The organism is Caballeronia arationis (genome assembly GCF_001544975.2).
GTDB classification, from domain to species: domain Bacteria; phylum Pseudomonadota; class Gammaproteobacteria; order Burkholderiales; family Burkholderiaceae; genus Caballeronia; species Caballeronia arationis.
This window is the reverse complement of the sequence record NZ_FCOG02000005.1, coordinates 149,241-165,286: the sequence shown is the minus strand read 5'-3', so window position 1 is coordinate 165,286 and position 16,046 is coordinate 149,241. Positions and strand designations below refer to the sequence as shown.

Genomic DNA, 16,046 nt, shown 5'->3' with positions numbered 1-16,046 from the left:
TTTCGATCGACGGGCATGCAGGAAACCGCCGCAGACACACCCACGGCGTTCGCGCGCATCGACTGGGGCCAGCCGTGGCTCGCGCCGCTCGCCGAGCGGGGCGCGCGCTGGCAGGAAGCGGCACTCGCCGACTACGTCACCTATCTTCACTCTCTCAACGTCGACGCCCGTCGTGCAGCTCTTTCGACAGGCCGCGGCAAGCCGCTGTCGTTCATCGCGCAGGACGATCTTCCGCCGGGCGCGTCGTACGAAGGACACATCGCCGCGACCGGCTGCGTCCCGACGCGCCACAACCTGCACGATTTCTTCAATGCGTCGATGTGGTTTCAGTATCCGCGGATCAAGGCGGCGCTAAACGCGCTGCAGGCCGGGCAGATCGATGCGCTCGGCATCGGTCCGACGCGCGGCGGTCTGCGCGACGCGCTCACGCTTTTCGACGAAAACGCGGTGATCTTTGCGTCGTGTGATGCAGGCGTGTCCGAGGTGTTGCGCGACTTCGACTGGCAGACGCTCTTCGTGACCGGCCGCGACGGGTGGGGCGAACGCTGCGAGGCGCGCATTTTCGGGCATGCGCTGCTGGAGAAGCTGGTCGTGCCGTACAAGGCGTGCACGGGGCACGCGTGGATCGTCGAGGTCCCGTCGGCGTATTTTTCCTCTGACGATGCGCAACGCCGCGCGATGCTCGACGAGCGCATCGCGGAGATGCTGCTCGGCGATCCGCCGACGAGCCGCGATTTCGCGCCGCTGCCCGTTCTGGGCGTGCCGGGCTGGTGGCCGGCGAACGAATCGATGGCGTTTTACGACGACGCATCGGTGTTCCGTCCCGGACGACGCGGCCGCTGAATCGCGCGTTCGGGCCGAATGCGGCTCCAGATCGCCATGTTAAGATTCGCGCAGCAAAGCAGGCCAGGCAGTCGCGGCTTTTCCGGTTTCGACCGGGAGAGGCGAGGAAAGTCCGGACTCCACAGGGCAGGGTGATGGCTAACGGCCATCCGTGGCGACACGCGGAACAGGGCAACAGAAAGCAAACCGCCGATGGCCCGATGCAAATCGGGATCAGGTAAGGGTGAAACGGTGCGGTAAGAGCGCACCGCGGCTGTCGCGAGACAGACCGGCACGGTAACCTCCGCCCGGAGCAATTCCAAGTAGGCAGGCGCGCATCTTCGGGATGCAGGACGGGGCCCCCGTTTCGTCTGCGGGTAGGAAGCTTGAGCGCGTCAGCAATGGCGCGTCTAGAGGAATGACTGCCACGCGCAGCGCGTCTTCGGATGCGCTGCGCGCACAGAATCCGGCTTATCGGCCTGCTTTGCATTCGCTCAAAGTCAAAAAGCCGGCGTCAGTGATGACGCCGGCTTTTTGCTATCTGGCCCGCTTCGAAACGATCAGGTCGCGACGATATCGAACGAATGGGTCAGTTCGGCCGTCTTCGCAAGCATGATCGACGCGGAGCAGTATTTGTCGTGCGACAGGTTGATCGCACGCTCGACGGTCGCCGGATTCAGATTCTTGCCCGTCACCGTGAAGTGGAAGTGGATCTTCGTGAAGATCTTCGGATCTTCGCTGGCGCGCTCGGCCTTGAGCGTCACCGAACATCCGGCCACTTCCTGACGGCTCTTCTTCAGGATCATGACGACGTCGTAGGCCGTGCAGCCGCCCGTGCCGAGCAGCACCATTTCCATCGGACGCGGTGCGAGGTTGCGGCCGCCGCCGTCGGGCGCGCCGTCCATCGTGACGAGGTGGCCGCTACCGGTTTCGGCGGCGAACGCCATGCCATCCTGTCCCATCCAGCTTACTTTGCATTCCATGCTCAGGCTCCAGCGCAACTCAAGACGTTGTTTTACAAAGCTGCATTGTAGCGGCTCGCTCATTTTCCCGAACGCCGCCGATACGCGCATATACGGGTTGACGGAGCAGATATCAACGGCCCGGTACGAGCAGCGCGGAATGCTTCCCAAAACCGAAGAAGCCTTCTAGCAGATCGATTCGGTCCGGCGAGCACACGCTGTCCGATGTAGATATCTGTTTTCAAAAGGAAAAGCACGATTCAGTTTGTTAGCTGGAAATTTCGAATTATGAAATCACTTCTCACCATGCAAATTTTCTTGCTTTGCAGCAACGGGGTGCCTATACTCGGCTCATTGGTTGTCGCAGTTCGACATCTCTACCGCGTCTCCTCCACCTCCTCCTTGGTGGATTAAGCCCGAGCCTCAGATGCTCGGGTTTTTTTTCGCTGTTTTCGCGCGCGTTTCCCGCAGTTTTCCCACCGCGCGCCACCCCTCGCGCAGCCTCATCGAGCAAGTTTTGACTCGATACCAGAAAACCCCTTATAATTCAAAGTTCTCTTCGCACCATGCCCGCGGAGGGAGCTCAGGGAGAGCCTGCACGCGCCTCGATGCGCAACATTTCATACAAGCGGGACATCAAGGGCACAGTTATTTTTTTGGATCGATCATGAAGACGTTTTCCGCAAAAGCCCATGAGGTGACGCGTGAATGGTACGTGATTGACGCGACGGATAAGATTCTCGGCCGTGTCGCCAGCGAAGTGGCACGCCGTCTTCGCGGCAAGCACAAACCCGAGTTCACCCCGCACGTCGACACTGGTGATTTCATCATCATCATCAACGCCGGCAAGCTGAAGGTCACGGGCAACAAGACCACGGACAAGAAGTACTATCGTCACTCGGGCTACCCGGGCGGCATCTACGAAACGACGTTTGGCAAGATGCAAGAACGCTTCCCGGGCCGCGCGCTCGAGAAGGCCGTGAAGGGCATGCTGCCGAAGGGTCCGCTCGGCTACGCGATGATCAAGAAGCTGAAGGTCTACGCCGACGCAACGCATCCGCATACGGCTCAACAGCCTAAAGCGCTCGAGATCTAAGGGGAGCCCACATGATCGGTAACTGGAACTACGGTACGGGCCGCCGCAAGAGCGCCGTCGCTCGTGTCTTCATCAAGGCAGGCAAGGGCGACATCGTTGTCAACGGCAAGCCCATCGCTGATTACTTCTCGCGCGAAACGTCGCTGATGATCGTGCGCCAGCCGCTGGAACTCACGAACCACGCTGTCACGTTCGACATCAAGGTCAACGTGTCGGGCGGCGGCGAAACGGGTCAGGCCGGTGCGGTTCGCCACGGCATCACCCGCGCGCTGATGGACTACGACGCAACGCTCAAGTCGCAACTGTCGAACGCTGGCTTCGTCACGCGTGACGCGCGTGAAGTGGAACGTAAGAAGGTCGGTTTCCACAAGGCACGCCGCAGGAAGCAATTCTCGAAGCGTTAAGCTGTATCCGCGCGTTTCGCCTTGTTTGTACGGGCGAAACTGCTGCGAAAAGCCGCCGGCGCCATGCGCCTGGCGGCTTTTTCATTTGCGGGGGCGATCCGCGACCGTGTATATAGCCCATTGATTTCATGGACTTCCAGCACAATATTGAGATCAGCCCTACAATGGCGGATAGAAGCTTTTTTGGAGAGTTCGAATGAACGCTGTCACCGACACCCCCACGACCGAAATGCCGATGCCATTCGTCTTCACCGACGCGGCCGCCGACAAGGTCAAGCAACTGATCGACGAAGAAGGCAATCCGGACCTGAAGCTGCGCGTGTTCGTGCAGGGCGGCGGCTGTTCGGGTTTCCAGTATGGTTTCACGTTCGACGAAGCCGTCAACGAAGACGATACCGTGATGGACAAGAGTGGCGTGCAACTCCTGGTCGATTCGATGAGCTACCAGTATCTGGTCGGCGCCGAGATCGACTACAAGGACGACCTCAACGGTGCGCAGTTCGTGATCAAGAATCCGAACGCGACGACGACCTGCGGCTGCGGATCGTCGTTCTCGGTGTGATCGTTTCGCGCTGAACCCGGTAAAGAAAACGGAGCCTGCGGGCTCCGTTTTTTATTTGGCCGATTGAACCGAGGCCGCGCTCAATGCGGATAGACCGCGCCGAGTACGCGATCGCCGGCCGCGCCGGTCACGGCCGCGAGATTGCCGGGCTCACGAGCGACACATCGCATCGCGAGCCAGGCGAAGGCGAGTGCCTCGACCTGCTGCGGCGGCACGCCGAGCGCTTCCGTCGTCATGACTGGCACGCCCGGCACGCCGCTCTCGTCCAGTGCCAGCTGGATCGCGTTCATCAGCACGGAATTGCGCGCACCGCCGCCGCAGACGTAGACCGTGCGGGTGTCGGGTGCATGCCGCTGAATCTCGCGAGCGATGCTCACAGCCGTCAACGCGACGAGCGTCGCCTGCACGTCGGCGGGTGCGACGCTTGGGAACGCCGCCAGCTTCGCATCGAGCCATTGCGGGTTGAACAGATCGCGTCCGGTGCTCTTGGGCGGCAACTGCCCGAAGAACGGCTCGTCGAGCAACGCGTTCAACAGCGGCCGATTCAACTCGCCCTGCGCCGCAAAATGACCGCCTTCGTCATAGGGCTTTTTCAGGTGCCGATGCGCCCATTCATCGAGAAGCGCGTTCGCCGGTCCGCAATCGAAGCCGCGCACCGAGCCGTCCGCCGACAGAATCGTGATATTGCTGATGCCGCCCAGATTGCAGACGACGCGCGTCTCGCCTTTCGCGCCGAACACCGTCGCGTGGAACGCGGGCACGAGCGGCGCGCCCTGGCCGCCCGCGGCGACATCGCGGCGGCGAAAATCGGCGATCACGTCGATGTTCGTCATTTCCGCGAGCAGCGCCGGGTTGTTGATCTGCGTCGTGTATCCCTTCTCCGGCCGATGCCGCACTGTCTGCCCGTGCACGCCGATCGCGCGTACTTTCGTCGCCGAGCAGTTGCTCATGCTCTGCAACTCGTGGCAGCAGACCGCGTAGCGCGTCGCGAGCGCGTTTGCACAGAGCGCCGCGCGTTCGATTTCGTTCTCGCCGGGCGCCTGCAGCGCGAAGAGCGCATCGCGCAGACCTTGCGAGAAGCTCACGTGCGCTTCGCCCAGCACGACCGGAGGCTTCCCGGTCACGAACTGGACGGCCACGCCGTCGACGCCGTCCATGCTCGTGCCGGACATCAGACCGAAATAGACGCCGTCCGCCTTGCCCGCTTCGATTGCCTCGGGTTTTCGTCCCACGCTCGTCTCCTGTCGACCAGAGTCAGTGCTTCAGCGCTTACTCTGATCCCATGCAAAATAGTTGCGGCCGATGCCGGTTTCGTCGATCAAGCGCGATTATCCGCGCATCGGGACGAATCGTTAAGGTGCGTCAGAATTGACTGGGAGCCGCGATGCACCCGTGCGAAGGGCGAAAACGGGGCGAAGCGTGGCGTCATCGCGTAAAATCCTTTGCCTGAACAAGGGATTGCAGCGCCTCGTGCAACCGCCGTCCGCAATCGCTTCGAGCAATTTCTGCCAGCGTCGGCCAATCGGCTTACATGCCGAATCGCCCGGCCAGGCCGCCAAGCGGCCTTCGAACCACTTTCAATTCAAAAGTCGCAAGCATGACCACTGACTCCACCGCATCCTCCGCGCCCGCGGCGCAAGCTTTCCCCCTCACCGACGAGGTCCGCGCCGCGCTCGCGATCGCCAAACGCGGTTGCGACGAACTGCTGATCGAAGACGAATTCGCGCAGAAGCTCGCGAGGAGCGCCGCGACTCAGAAGCCGCTGCGCATCAAGCTCGGCCTCGATCCGACCGCACCCGACATTCACATCGGTCACACGGTCGTGCTGAACAAGATGCGGCAGTTGCAGGACCTCGGCCACAAGGTGATCTTCCTGATCGGCGATTTCACGTCGCTGATCGGCGATCCGTCGGGCCGCAATGCGACGCGCCCGCCGCTCACGCGCGAGCAGATCGAAGCGAATGCGAAAACCTATTTCGATCAGGCGTCGCTCGTGCTCGACCGCGAGAAGACCGAGATCCGCTACAACAGCGAATGGTCGATGCCGCTCGGCGCCGACGGCATGATCAAGCTCGCGTCGCGCTACACGGTCGCGCGCATTCTGGAACGCGAGGATTTCACCAGGCGCTTCCAGGGCGGCGTGCCGATTTCGATCCACGAATTCCTCTATCCGCTGATGCAGGGCTACGACTCGGTCGCGCTGAACGCCGACCTCGAACTCGGCGGCACGGACCAGAAGTTCAACCTGCTCGTCGGCCGCGAATTGCAGAAGCAGTACGGCCAGGAACAGCAGTGCATCCTGACGATGCCGCTGCTCGAAGGGCTCGACGGCGTCGAGAAGATGTCGAAGTCGAAGAACAACTACATCGGGATCAGCGAAAAACCCGCCGACATGTTCGGCAAGCTGATGAGCATTTCGGACACGCTGATGTGGCGCTACTTCGAACTGCTGTCGTTCCGTAGCATCGAGGAAATCGCTCGCTTCAAAAAGGAAACGGAAGAAGGGCGCAATCCGCGCGACTTCAAGGTGATGCTCGGCCAGGAACTTGTCGCGCGATTCCATTCGTCCGCCGACGCCGAGCACGCGCTCGAAGACTTCAACCGCCGCGCGAAGGGCGGCGTGCCGGACGATATTCCGTCGGTGACGCTCGCGGGCGCGCCGGTTGCGATCGGCCAGTTGCTGAAGCAGGCGGGGCTCGTGCCGTCGACCAGCGAGGCGCTGCGCAATATCGAGCAGGGCGGCGTGAAGATCGACGGTGCCACTGTCTCCGACAAGGGTCTGAAAGTCGAAGCGGGCGAGTTCGTCGTGCAGGTCGGCAAGCGCCGCTTTGCGCGCGTCACGCTGACGGCGTAAGAAGTGATCGCGCTCATCCAGCGGGTCCGGCGCGCGGAAGTGCGCGTCGGCGAGCGCGTGACCGGCGCGATCGACGCGGGCCTGCTCGCGCTCGTCTGCGCCGAACGCGGTGATACCGAAGCGGTCGCCGACAAACTGCTCTCGAAAATGCTCGCGTATCGCGTATTCAGCGATGCGGCGGGCAAGATGAATCTGTCGGTGCAGAACGTCAATGGCGGCGTGTTACTTGTATCGCAGTTCACGCTCGCCGCCGACACGTCGAGTGGCCTGCGTCCGAGCTTCACGCCCGCGGCGCCGCCCGACGAAGGCAAGCGGCTCTTCGACTACTACGTGTCGCAGGCGCGCGCGAAGCATCCGGTCGTCGAGATGGGTGAATTCGGCGCCGACATGCAGGTGTCGCTCGTGAACGACGGGCCAGTCACGTTCTGGCTGCAAGTTCGTCCATGATTAACCACCGATAACTCCATCCACGCGCCCATGACCACGCAAATCCTCTTCATCCGGCACGGCGAAACCGACTGGAATCGCATCAAGCGCATTCAGGGGCACATCGACATTCCGCTCAACGAGCACGGCTTCACGCAGGCCGAGCAACTGGCGGCGCGCATGGTGCGCGATGTGAAGGCGGGAGCGCGTCTCGACGCGGTCTATTCGAGCGACCTGCAGCGCGCGCAGCAGACGGCGCGTCCTTTCGCCGATGCGCTCGGCTTGCCGCTGCAATTGAGCGAAGGGTTGCGCGAGCGCTGGTATGGCGCATTCCAGGGCCACGACAGCGACGAGATCAGCCAGAAGTTTCCCGATGAATACGTCGAGTGGCAGACGCGCGATCCCGGCTTCGTGCCGACGGGCGGCGAGTCGCAGCGCGCTTTCTATCATCGCGTGCTGCACGCAGTCGAACCGATCGTGGCGGCGCATCCGGGCGGGCGCATCGCGTGCGTCGCGCATGGCGGCGTGCTCGATTGCATCTACCGGTTCGCGATGCGCGTGGCGCTCCAGGAACCGCGCAAGTGGCCGCTCCTGAACTGCAGCATCAATATCGTGGATTTCGAAACAGGCGCGGCGTCGGTCGTGGCTTGGGGCGACATCGCGCATCTTTCCACCGACACCAGCGACGACGGCCTCCGGAAAACGGCTTAGCCGTTCGTGTCCCACAGGTCGCGCACATCGCCGGCATCCGGCGCGGCGAGACCGAAGTGGCGGTAGGTCAGCAACGTGGCGACGCGTCCGCGCGGCGTGCGTTGCAGAAAGCCCTGCTGGATCAGATACGGTTCGAGCACGTCCTCGATGGTGTCGCGCTCCTCGCCGATCGCCGCCGCGAGATTGTCGACGCCCACCGGACCGCCGTCGAACTTGTGCAGGATCGCTTCCAGGAGCTTGCGGTCCATCAGGTCGAAGCCGACCGGGTCGACGTCGAGCATTTTCAGCGCGGCATCGGCGACTTGCGCGGTGATGTTGCCATCGGCCTTCACTTCGGCGTAGTCGCGCACCCGGCGCAATAGCCGGTTCGCGATTCGCGGCGTGCCACGCGAACGCTTCGCGATTTCCAGCGCGCCTTCGGGCACGATCTCGGCCTTCAGCAGTGACGCAGAGCGCATCACGATTCGCGCCAGCTCGCTCGCGTTATAAAACTCGAGCCGCGACACGATGCCGAAGCGGTCGCGCAGCGGATTGGTCAGCATGCCGGCGCGCGTGGTTGCGCCAACCAGCGTGAACGGCTGCAGGTCGAGCTTGACGCTGCGCGCTGCCGGCCCTTCGCCGATCATGATGTCGATCTGGTAATCCTCGAGCGCCGGATACAGGATTTCCTCGACGACCGGCGAGAGCCGGTGAATCTCGTCGATGAACAGGACGTCGTTTGCTTCGAGATTGGTCAGAAGCGCCGCGAGGTCGCCGGCGCGTTCCAGCACCGGCCCAGACGTCTGCCGAAGGTTCACGCCCATCTCGCGCGCGATGATATGCGCGAGCGTCGTCTTGCCAAGGCCCGGTGGGCCGAACAGGAGCACGTGGTCGAGTGCTTCGGAACGGCGCCTCGCCGCCTCGATGAAGATTTCGAGCTGGCCGCGCACCTTCTCCTGGCCGACGTATTCGTCGAGCTGGCGCGGGCGCAGCGCGCGCTCGAACGCTTCCTCGTTGGGCGAGACGGGCGTGGCCGAAATGATGCGTTCGGCGGCGAGTTTGTCGGTTTCGATCATGGCTTGATTGTACAGCGTGCCTGTCGCGCAGAAAGCTGGCCGAACGGCCTAGTGTCGCGGCGCGCGCGGCCGTGCGAAGCTGTGTGCTCCTAGCTCTTCGACAGCGCCTTCAACGCGAGCTTGATGCCGTCCGACACACCCGTGCCGCCCGGCACGTTCTTGACCGCCGCGACGGCTTCCTTCTCGGAGTAACCCAGTGCCAGCAAAGCGTTCAGAATGTCGCCCGCGTGATCCGACGCCGATACCGCGCCCGCCGCCGCGCCCAGATCGGCGCCGAGCTTGCCCTTGAGTTCGAGCAGCAGCCGCTCGGCCGTCTTCTTGCCGATGCCCGGCGTGCGCGTGAGGCGCGCGGCGTCCTGCAGCGTCACTGCCTGCGCGAGTTCCTGCACACTCATGCCGGAGAGCACGGCGAGCGCCATGCGCGCACCGATGCCGCTGATCTTGAGCAGTTCGCGAAAGGTGTTTCGCTCCGGCTGCGTGCCGAAGCCGTAGAGCAGGTGCGCATCCTCGCGCACGATCAGTTGCGTGAGCAGCACGACCTTTTCGCCGGTGTGCGGCAGGTTATAGAACGTGCTCATCGGCACGGCGAGTTCGTAGCCGACGCCATTGCAGTCGACGAGCAGGTGCGGCGGGTTTTTTTCCAGCAGAACGCCGGCGATGCGACCGATCATGGTGAGATGTTTTGAATGTTGTTGGCCAGCCGGTTACCCGACAAGACGTCCGCGCCGCACGCGCAGGCCTTTTTTCGCAAGCGATGGCGCGATACCGCCAAGCGTCGCGAGCGCGCCGCCGCCGTGCGCGTGGCAGATCGCCATGCCGAGTGCGTCGGCTGCGTCGGTGCTCGGGACGCCGGAGAGGCTCAGCAGGCGCACGACCATCTGCTGCATCTGTTCCTTCGTCGCGCGCCCGTAGCCGACGACCGCCTGCTTCAGTTGCAGCGCCGTGTATTCGGAGACCGGCACGCCGCTCGCGACCAGCCCGCAGATCGCAGCGCCGCGCGCCTGGCCCAGCAGCAGCGTGGATTGCGGATTGACGTTGACGAAGACCTTTTCGATCGCCGACTGATCGGGGTTGTGCTCTTTGACGAGCGTCGAGATGCCTTCGAAGATCGTGTTCAGGCGCGACGGCAGGTCGGCGTCGGCAGTCTTGATGATGCCGCTCGTCACGTAGGTCAGCGTGTGGCCGGTCTTGTCGATGACGCCGAAGCCCGTGACGCGCAGGCCCGGGTCTATGCCGAGGATTCGCATGGGCTCGCTGGTGCTCGAGAGATGGCTGGAGTTCTGTTGTCGCGCACTGTAATGCTCTTTTCGGAGTCGGACACGAACGTATTGTCGGCGTCGCGCGCGATTGCGGCAACGCCGCCGACCGGCGCGGGGCGGCGCACCAGCAGGCGCCACGCGTCGGCCATGAGCGGCTTAGTGCCGGAAGTGGCGCGTGCCCGTCAGGATCATCGCGACGTTGTGCTCATCGGCGGCGGCGACCACTTCGTCGTCGCGCATCGAGCCGCCCGGCTGGATCACGCAGGTTGCGCCCGCGTTCACAACGACGTCGAGGCCGTCGCGGAACGGGAAGAACGCGTCCGACGCCACCGCCGATCCGGTCAGCGTGAGTCCGGCGTTCTGCGCCTTGATGCTCGCGATGCGCGCCGAATCCACGCGGCTCATCTGTCCGGCGCCGACGCCGAGCGTCATGCCGTTGCCGCAGAACACGATCGCGTTCGACTTCACATACTTCGCCACGCGCCACGCGAACATCAGGTCGTCCATTTCCTTCGGCGTCGGGTGGCGCTTGGTCACGACGCGCAGTTCATGCGGCTGCACGTTTTTCGAATCGAGCGACTGCACGAGTAGCCCGCCGCCGACGCGCTTCAGGTCGAACGCGTTGTGGCCGTCGCCAAGCGCGATCTGCAAGAGGCGCACATTCTGCTTCGCGGCGAACACGGCCTTCGCGGCTTCGCTGAACGAAGGCGCGATCAGCACTTCGACGAACTGCTTGGCCACCGCCTGCGCCGCCGCTTCGTCGACTTCGCGATTGAACGCGATGATGCCGCCGAACGCAGAAGTCGGATCGGTCTGGAACGCCTTCGAATACCCTTCGTGCGGGCTTGCGCCGACGGCCACGCCGCACGGATTCGCGTGCTTGATGATCACGCACGCAGGCGTGTCGAACGTCTTCACGCATTCCCACGCAGCATCGGAATCGGCGATGTTGTTGTACGACAGTTCCTTGCCCTGCAACTGCCTGTAGTTCGCGAGCGAACCTGCCGGCGTGCTCAGGTCGCGATAGAACGCGGCGCTCTGATGCGGATTTTCGCCGTAGCGCAGGTCCTGCACCTTCTCGAACGCGAGATTGAACGTCGACGGATACGTGTTGCGGTCCGCATGGCGCAGTTCTTCGGTCAGGCTCGTCAGGTAGTTCGTGATCGCGCCGTCGTATTGCGCAGTGTGCGCGAACACCTTCGTCGCGAGCTTGAAGTTGGTCGCGTAGGCCACCGTGTTGCCGTTTGCGCGCATTTCCTCGAGCACCGTGGCGTAGTCGGCGGGATCGACCACGACCGTCACGTCGCGATGATTCTTCGCCGCCGAGCGCAGCATCGTCGGTCCGCCGATGTCGATGTTCTCGATTGCGTCTTCGAGCGAGCATTCCGCCTTCGATACCGTCTGCACGAACGGATACAGGTTCACGACGAGCAGGTCGATCGTCGGGATCTCGTGCGCTTCCAGTGCAGCCATGTGTTCGGGCAAGTCGCGTCGCGCCAGGATGCCGCCGTGCACCTTCGGATGCAGCGTCTTCACGCGGCCGTCGAGCATTTCCGGGAAGCCGGTGTAGTCGGCGACTTCGGTGACGGGCAGACCCGAGTCGGCGAGCAGTTTCGCCGTGCCGCCGGTCGACAGGATCTTGACGCCGAGATCCGACAGCGATTTCGCAAAATCGACGATGCCGGATTTGTCGGAGACGGAGATGAGCGCTTGCTTGATCATGATGAAGGCTGAAACCGAAGTAGGGATACGGGTCGGACCGTCGCGACGGCCCCGGAGAGTCAAATCAGTCCGTGCTGTTGCAGTTTCTTGCGCAGCGTATTGCGGTTGATGCCGAGATACTCGGCCGCGAGCGACTGGTTGCCGCCCGCCTGCTCGAGCACTACCTCGAGCAGCGGTTTTTCGACGCACGAAATCACCATGTCGTAGACGTCGTGTGGATTCGAGCCGTCCAGGTCCTGGAAATAGTTGTCCAGGCTCTGGCGGACGCATTGTTCGATGTTGTTTCTGCTCATGCGGCTAGTCGGTCTGTGTTGTTTTGCCCGTCGCACGATTCTTCGTCGGCGCCTGCTTCCGCTTCGGCTGCGTCGTCCACGTAGACGAGCCGGTCGGACAATGCCTTTTGAGCGTCGAAAAATTCATTGACGGCGAGCAGTTGTTCTCGTGTGGTGTCCAGCGTGTTCATGCGATGCCTGAACGTGTTGGCGCCAGAAAGGCCGCGAGTGTACCAGCCGATGTGTTTGCGCGCAGTCCGTACGCCCGTGAATTCCCCGTAGAAGGCGTAGTGATCTTCGAGGTGCTCGTTCATCACCTGCTGGATCTCGTCGATGCGCGGCGGCAGGAGGCGCTCGCCGGTCAGAAGGAAATGCTCGATCTCGCGAAAAAGCCACGGGCGACCCTGCGCCGCGCGGCCGATCATGATCGCGTCGGCACCGGTGGCGGCGAGCACGTCGCGCGCTTTTTCTGGCGTGCCGATGTCGCCGTTCGCGACCACCGGGATCTTCACCGAGGCCTTCACGGCCGCGATGGTCTCGTACTCCGCTTCGCCCTTGTAGAGATCGGCGCGCGTGCGGCCGTGCACGGTCAGCATCGAGATGCCGGCGTTTTCCGCGATCCGCGCGATGGTCAGCGCGTTCTTGTTCTCGCGATCCCAGCCCGTGCGGATTTTCAGCGTGACGGGCACGGCATCGGGCCCCACGCCGACCGCCTGCACCACCGCCTCGACGATCCGCGCGACGAGCGGCTCGTTCTGCAGGAGCGCGGACCCGGCCGCGACGTTGCAGACCTTTTTCGCGGGACAACCCATGTTGATGTCGATGATCTGCGCGCCGTTCGCGACGTTGTGACGCGCGGCTTCGGCCAGCATCTGCGGGTCGGCGCCCGCGATCTGCACGGAGATCGGCTCGACTTCGCCCGCGTGGTTCGCGCGGCGCATCGTCTTCTCGCTTTTCCACAACTGCGCGTTCGACGCGACCATCTCCGACACCGCGTAGCCCGCGCCCATGCGCTTGCACAACTGCCGGAACGGGCGGTCGGTGACGCCCGCCATCGGGGCGACGAAGAGATTGTTGCGAAGGACGTGTGAACCGATGCTGGGCATGAACGCGAGCGGCGTCCGCATGACACGGCGGACGCAATGATGCTGTAGGAAAACGCGTATTTTAGCGCGAACGGCTTGCTGAATTTAAGTGCAATCGTCTGCAAGTCGTTAAATCTTCTATGAAAGTCGTCGCGCTCACAGAGGATAAGTCGGGCTGGCGGGCCCGGATTGCCCGGGCTCGCGGTGTCCGCGCGCGGCCTAGCGCCGCTGTCCGAACATCATCTGGCGCGCGAGCGCGGTCTTCACCGGCGGCACGAATTCCAGCGCGGTGAGCGCGAGCCCGCGCAGCGCGGCGAGCGGCGGGAAATCGACCGTGAAAAGGCGCGCGAGCGCGTCGGTCGCGCCGATCGTCAGGCGCCGGTCGAGCGAACGCGCTTTTGCGAAGTGCGCGAGCGCGAGGGCCGTCGGGCCGTAGGAGGAAAGCGCGTTGCAGAGCGCGTGCGCGTCGCGCAGGCCGAGGTTCAGCCCCTGGCCCGCGACCGGATGCAGCGTCTGCGCCGCGTTGCCGATCGCGACCGTGCGCCGGTCCACCAGCGCATGCAGCGCGTTCAGTCCGAGCGGGAATGCGGCGCGCCCCGCGATACGCGTGAAACGGCCCATGCGTTCGCCGAACGCGACGCCGAGTTCCGTAAGAAACGCGTCGTCGGGGAGTTGCGCGCGGCGCGCCGCCTGGTCGGGCGCGCAGCACCAGACGAGAGAATAGTCCGCGTGACGCGCGCCGCCGCTTGGCAGCAACGCGATCGGGCCTTCGGGCGTGAAACGTTCCCACGCGACATTCGGCTGCGGTGCCGACACGCTCACCGTGCCGACGATTGCCGTCTGGCCGTAGTCGCGCGCGTGCTCGCGGGTGTCCTGATACAGGCCGCCTTCCGCATTCACGAGCACGCGGACGCGGATCGTGCGCTCGCCGCTCGCGGATTGAATCGGCAGCGTGACGCCTTCGTGATCCTGGATCGGCGCGAGCGCGGTCGTTTCGGTGAGCCAGTGCACGCCGGTCGCGCGCACGCCGCTAGCGAGCGCGCTCACGAGAGACCCGTAGCGCACCACGTAGCCGAGTTCGGGCAGTTCGTGCTCGTCGTGCTCGATGAGCGTGCGCCCGAAGTGGCCGCGCTGCGAGACGTGGATGCGGCGGATCGGCGTAGCGTCGGCGGGAAGGCCGAGCGGTTCGAGCATCGTGCGGCTGCCGTGCGAAAGCGCGAGCGAGCGCGGATCGCTCGACGCCGCTTCGGGCGTGCGCGCGTCGACGAGCGCGATCGAAAGCCGCGAGGTCGCGCTGCGCCGCGCGAGCCAGCCTGCGAGCGCGAGGCCGACCGGCCCCGCGCCGACGATCGCGATGTCGTAGTCCATGTCGTTCATGTCCGGCTCACCTCAAAGCCGAGTCGCGCATCAGCGCTTCGATTTCGCCGGCGGCGACGGGCACTTCGCGCGTCAGCAGATCGCAGCCCGTGGGCGTGACGACCGCGTCGTCCTCGATGCGGATGCCGATGTTCCAGTACCGCTCGGGCACGCCCTCGGCCGCGCGCACGTAGAGGCCCGGCTCGATCGTCAGCGCCATGCCCGGCTGCAGCACGCGCCATGGCCGCGCGCCCTGCTCGTCGAGCGGGCCGTCGTGGTCGCGGTAGTTGCCGGCGTCGTGCACGTCCATGCCGATCCAGTGTCCCGTCCGGTGCATGTAGAAGGGCGCGTAGGCGCGCCCTGCGATCACGTCGTCGACGGTGGCGAATTTCGTCTTGTCGACGATACCCGTATCGAGCAGGCCCTGCGACAGCACGCGCAACGCGGCCTGATGCGACGCGTCGAAGCTTACGCCCGCGCGCGTTGCCTCGACGGCGGCCGTCTGCGCGGCGAGCACGATCTCGTAAAGCTCGCGCTGCGCCGCCGTGAAGCGGCCGCTAGCCGGGAAGGTGCGGGTGATGTCGGAGGCGTAGCCGTCGAGTTCGCAGGCGGCGTCGATTAGGATCAGGTCGCCTTCCTGCACGATCGTGTTGCCCGCCGGATAGTGCAGCACGCAAGCGTTCGCCCCGGCCGCGACGATCGATCCGTAAGCCGGCGCCTGCGCGCCATGCCGGCGGAACGTGTAGAGCAGCTCGGCTTCGATTTCGTATTCGCGCATGCCGGGACGGCAGGCCTGCATTGCGCGGCGGTGCGCCTCCGCTGAAATCGATGCCGCGCGCCGCATGATCGCGATTTCACGCGCGTCCTTGATGAGGCGCATTTCGTCGAGCAGCGGCAGCAGGTCGTGCGCGGACGACGGCGCCCGCACGCCGATGCGGCTTTGCGCGCGCACGGCGGCGAGCCAGCCGCGCACTTTCTCGTCGAGCGCCGCCGACGAGCCGAGCGCATAGTGCAGCGCGGGCGACTCCGCGATGAGGCGCGGCATGTGTTCGCCGAGCGAATCGATGGGGAACGCGACGTCGAAGCCGAACGCTTCGCGCGCGCCTTCCGGGCCGAAGCGAAAGCCCTCCCACGTTTCGCGCTCGACGTTCTTTTCGCGGCAGAACAGGATCGACGAAGGCTCGCCGTCCTTTGCGCCGGCGTCCAGCACGAGCGTCGCTTCGGGCTCGGTGAAGCCTGTCAGATAGTAGAAGTAGCTGTCGTGGCGGAACGGATAGTCGGTGTCGCGGTTGCGCATGACTTCCGGCGCGGTCGGCACGATGGCGACGCCGCCGCCCGCGGCCTTAAGCGCTGCGAGAACGCGGGCGCGGCGGGCGCGGTAGACGTCGATGGCGGATTCGGTCTGAGAGTTCATGCAGCGATTGTAGCGCCCGCCTGAATCGTTCGCGGGCGCCGCCGCT

At 64.3% G+C, this 16,046-nt stretch carries 17 protein-coding genes and 1 other RNA gene; 8 read left to right on the top strand and 10 right to left on the bottom strand.

Features of this window, described 5'->3' with window-relative positions; translation table 11 throughout:
• Nucleotides 1–15: 15 nt before the first annotated feature.
• Together AWB81_RS04970 and rnpB are read left to right on the top strand one after the other, a co-directional pair.
• On the top strand, nt 16–843 hold the full coding sequence (locus AWB81_RS04970) for a DUF3025 domain-containing protein (RefSeq protein ID WP_062632790.1): 828 nt from the start codon (nt 16–18) through the stop codon (nt 841–843).
• Between the two features lie 55 nt (nt 844–898).
• An RNA gene (gene rnpB, locus AWB81_RS04965) (RNase P RNA component class A) lies at nt 899–1,312 on the top strand.
• Nucleotides 1,313–1,382: 70 nt separating this feature from the next.
• Here the strand turns inward: rnpB and AWB81_RS04960 are convergent.
• Nucleotides 1,383–1,805, bottom strand: coding sequence for an OsmC family protein (locus AWB81_RS04960; protein WP_062632788.1), 423 nt, complete (start codon nt 1,803–1,805; stop codon nt 1,383–1,385).
• 646 nt (nt 1,806–2,451) lie between these two features.
• Here AWB81_RS04960 and rplM point away from each other — a divergent pair.
• The 3 genes from rplM (at nt 2,452) to erpA (ending at nt 3,846) form a co-directional block, all read left to right on the top strand.
• On the top strand, nt 2,452–2,880 hold the full coding sequence (gene rplM, locus AWB81_RS04955; RefSeq protein WP_062632786.1) for a 50S ribosomal protein L13: 429 nt from the start codon (nt 2,452–2,454) through the stop codon (nt 2,878–2,880).
• 11 nt (nt 2,881–2,891) lie between these two features.
• Nucleotides 2,892–3,284 (top strand): 30S ribosomal protein S9, encoded by a 393-nt coding sequence (gene rpsI / locus AWB81_RS04950; protein ID WP_062632784.1) that lies wholly within the window; start codon nt 2,892–2,894, stop codon nt 3,282–3,284.
• Between the two features lie 196 nt (nt 3,285–3,480).
• Nucleotides 3,481–3,846: an iron-sulfur cluster insertion protein ErpA gene (gene erpA, locus AWB81_RS04945; RefSeq protein ID WP_035941185.1), complete on the top strand. Its 366-nt coding sequence runs from the start codon at nt 3,481–3,483 to the stop codon at nt 3,844–3,846.
• A gap of 80 nt (nt 3,847–3,926) precedes the next feature.
• Here erpA and AWB81_RS04940 read toward each other — a convergent pair whose 3' ends face one another.
• Nucleotides 3,927–5,057 (bottom strand): anhydro-N-acetylmuramic acid kinase, encoded by a 1,131-nt coding sequence (locus AWB81_RS04940; protein WP_087134808.1) that lies wholly within the window; start codon nt 5,055–5,057, stop codon nt 3,927–3,929.
• Nucleotides 5,058–5,443: 386 nt separating this feature from the next.
• On the opposite strand from AWB81_RS04940, the gene tyrS reads away from it, so the two are divergent.
• From tyrS to AWB81_RS04925, 3 genes are read left to right on the top strand one after another with little or no spacing between them, the layout of a single operon-like run.
• A complete protein-coding gene (gene tyrS, locus AWB81_RS04935) occupies nt 5,444–6,700 on the top strand; it encodes a tyrosine--tRNA ligase (protein WP_062632782.1) in 1,257 nt (418 codons plus the stop codon).
• A 3-nt stretch (nt 6,701–6,703) separates the two neighbouring features.
• On the top strand, nt 6,704–7,147 hold the full coding sequence (gene dtd, locus AWB81_RS04930) for a D-aminoacyl-tRNA deacylase (RefSeq protein ID WP_062632780.1): 444 nt from the start codon (nt 6,704–6,706) through the stop codon (nt 7,145–7,147).
• Nucleotides 7,148–7,177: 30 nt separating this feature from the next.
• Complete coding sequence (locus AWB81_RS04925) at nt 7,178–7,837, top strand: histidine phosphatase family protein (RefSeq protein WP_062632778.1); 660 nt, start codon at nt 7,178–7,180, stop codon at nt 7,835–7,837.
• Here AWB81_RS04925 and ruvB read toward each other — a convergent pair.
• The 8 genes from ruvB to AWB81_RS04885 all read right to left on the bottom strand — a co-directional run bounded on the left by ruvB (nt 7,834) and on the right by AWB81_RS04885 (nt 16,000).
• Complete coding sequence (ruvB, locus tag AWB81_RS04920; RefSeq protein ID WP_062632776.1) at nt 7,834–8,892, bottom strand: Holliday junction branch migration DNA helicase RuvB; 1,059 nt, start codon at nt 8,890–8,892, stop codon at nt 7,834–7,836. The genes AWB81_RS04925 and ruvB overlap by 4 nt on opposite strands.
• Before the next feature lie 89 nt (nt 8,893–8,981).
• The gene (gene ruvA / locus AWB81_RS04915; protein ID WP_062632774.1) at nt 8,982–9,563 is read right to left on the bottom strand and encodes a Holliday junction branch migration protein RuvA; all 582 of its coding nucleotides are present in this window, start codon (nt 9,561–9,563) and stop codon (nt 8,982–8,984) included.
• A gap of 33 nt (nt 9,564–9,596) precedes the next feature.
• Nucleotides 9,597–10,139, bottom strand: a complete 543-nt coding sequence (ruvC, locus tag AWB81_RS04910; protein WP_062632772.1) for a crossover junction endodeoxyribonuclease RuvC — start codon at nt 10,137–10,139, stop codon at nt 9,597–9,599.
• A gap of 168 nt (nt 10,140–10,307) precedes the next feature.
• Nucleotides 10,308–11,873 (bottom strand): bifunctional phosphoribosylaminoimidazolecarboxamide formyltransferase/IMP cyclohydrolase, encoded by a 1,566-nt coding sequence (gene purH / locus AWB81_RS04905; RefSeq protein ID WP_062632770.1) that lies wholly within the window; start codon nt 11,871–11,873, stop codon nt 10,308–10,310.
• A 59-nt stretch (nt 11,874–11,932) separates the two neighbouring features.
• The gene (locus AWB81_RS04900) at nt 11,933–12,166 is read right to left on the bottom strand and encodes a Fis family transcriptional regulator (RefSeq protein WP_062632768.1); all 234 of its coding nucleotides are present in this window, start codon (nt 12,164–12,166) and stop codon (nt 11,933–11,935) included.
• On the bottom strand, nt 12,163–13,251 hold the full coding sequence (dusB, locus tag AWB81_RS04895) for a tRNA dihydrouridine synthase DusB (protein WP_062632859.1): 1,089 nt from the start codon (nt 13,249–13,251) through the stop codon (nt 12,163–12,165). The genes AWB81_RS04900 and dusB overlap by 4 nt, the downstream gene beginning before the upstream one ends.
• Nucleotides 13,252–13,449: 198 nt before the next feature.
• On the bottom strand, nt 13,450–14,607 hold the full coding sequence (locus AWB81_RS04890) for a UbiH/UbiF/VisC/COQ6 family ubiquinone biosynthesis hydroxylase (RefSeq protein WP_062632767.1): 1,158 nt from the start codon (nt 14,605–14,607) through the stop codon (nt 13,450–13,452).
• 7 nt (nt 14,608–14,614) lie between these two features.
• The gene (locus tag AWB81_RS04885) at nt 14,615–16,000 is read right to left on the bottom strand and encodes an aminopeptidase P N-terminal domain-containing protein (RefSeq protein WP_062632858.1); all 1,386 of its coding nucleotides are present in this window, start codon (nt 15,998–16,000) and stop codon (nt 14,615–14,617) included.
• Nucleotides 16,001–16,046: the final 46 nt, after the last annotated feature.

Excerpts from the sequence above, each read along its gene's own strand:
- dusB (WP_062632859.1), bottom strand. The coding sequence starts at position 13,251 with ATGCCCAGCATCGGTTCACACGTCCTTCGCAACAATCTCTTCGTCGCC.
- rpsI (WP_062632784.1), top strand. The coding sequence starts at position 2,892 with ATGATCGGTAACTGGAACTACGGTACGGGCCGCCGCAAGAGCGCCGTC.
- AWB81_RS04900 (WP_062632768.1), bottom strand. The coding sequence starts at position 12,166 with ATGAGCAGAAACAACATCGAACAATGCGTCCGCCAGAGCCTGGACAAC.
- AWB81_RS04960 (WP_062632788.1), bottom strand. The coding sequence starts at position 1,805 with ATGGAATGCAAAGTAAGCTGGATGGGACAGGATGGCATGGCGTTCGCC.
- rplM (WP_062632786.1), top strand. The coding sequence starts at position 2,452 with ATGAAGACGTTTTCCGCAAAAGCCCATGAGGTGACGCGTGAATGGTAC.
- purH (WP_062632770.1), bottom strand. The coding sequence starts at position 11,873 with ATGATCAAGCAAGCGCTCATCTCCGTCTCCGACAAATCCGGCATCGTC.
- ruvB (WP_062632776.1), bottom strand. The coding sequence starts at position 8,892 with ATGATCGAAACCGACAAACTCGCCGCCGAACGCATCATTTCGGCCACG.
- ruvC (WP_062632772.1), bottom strand. The coding sequence starts at position 10,139 with ATGCGAATCCTCGGCATAGACCCGGGCCTGCGCGTCACGGGCTTCGGC.
- tyrS (WP_062632782.1), top strand. The coding sequence starts at position 5,444 with ATGACCACTGACTCCACCGCATCCTCCGCGCCCGCGGCGCAAGCTTTC.
- ruvA (WP_062632774.1), bottom strand. The coding sequence starts at position 9,563 with ATGATCGGTCGCATCGCCGGCGTTCTGCTGGAAAAAAACCCGCCGCAC.
- AWB81_RS04970 (WP_062632790.1), top strand. The coding sequence starts at position 16 with ATGCAGGAAACCGCCGCAGACACACCCACGGCGTTCGCGCGCATCGAC.
- AWB81_RS04885 (WP_062632858.1), bottom strand. The coding sequence starts at position 16,000 with ATGAACTCTCAGACCGAATCCGCCATCGACGTCTACCGCGCCCGCCGC.
- AWB81_RS04925 (WP_062632778.1), top strand. The coding sequence starts at position 7,178 with ATGACCACGCAAATCCTCTTCATCCGGCACGGCGAAACCGACTGGAAT.
- erpA (WP_035941185.1), top strand. The coding sequence starts at position 3,481 with ATGAACGCTGTCACCGACACCCCCACGACCGAAATGCCGATGCCATTC.
- AWB81_RS04890 (WP_062632767.1), bottom strand. The coding sequence starts at position 14,607 with ATGAACGACATGGACTACGACATCGCGATCGTCGGCGCGGGGCCGGTC.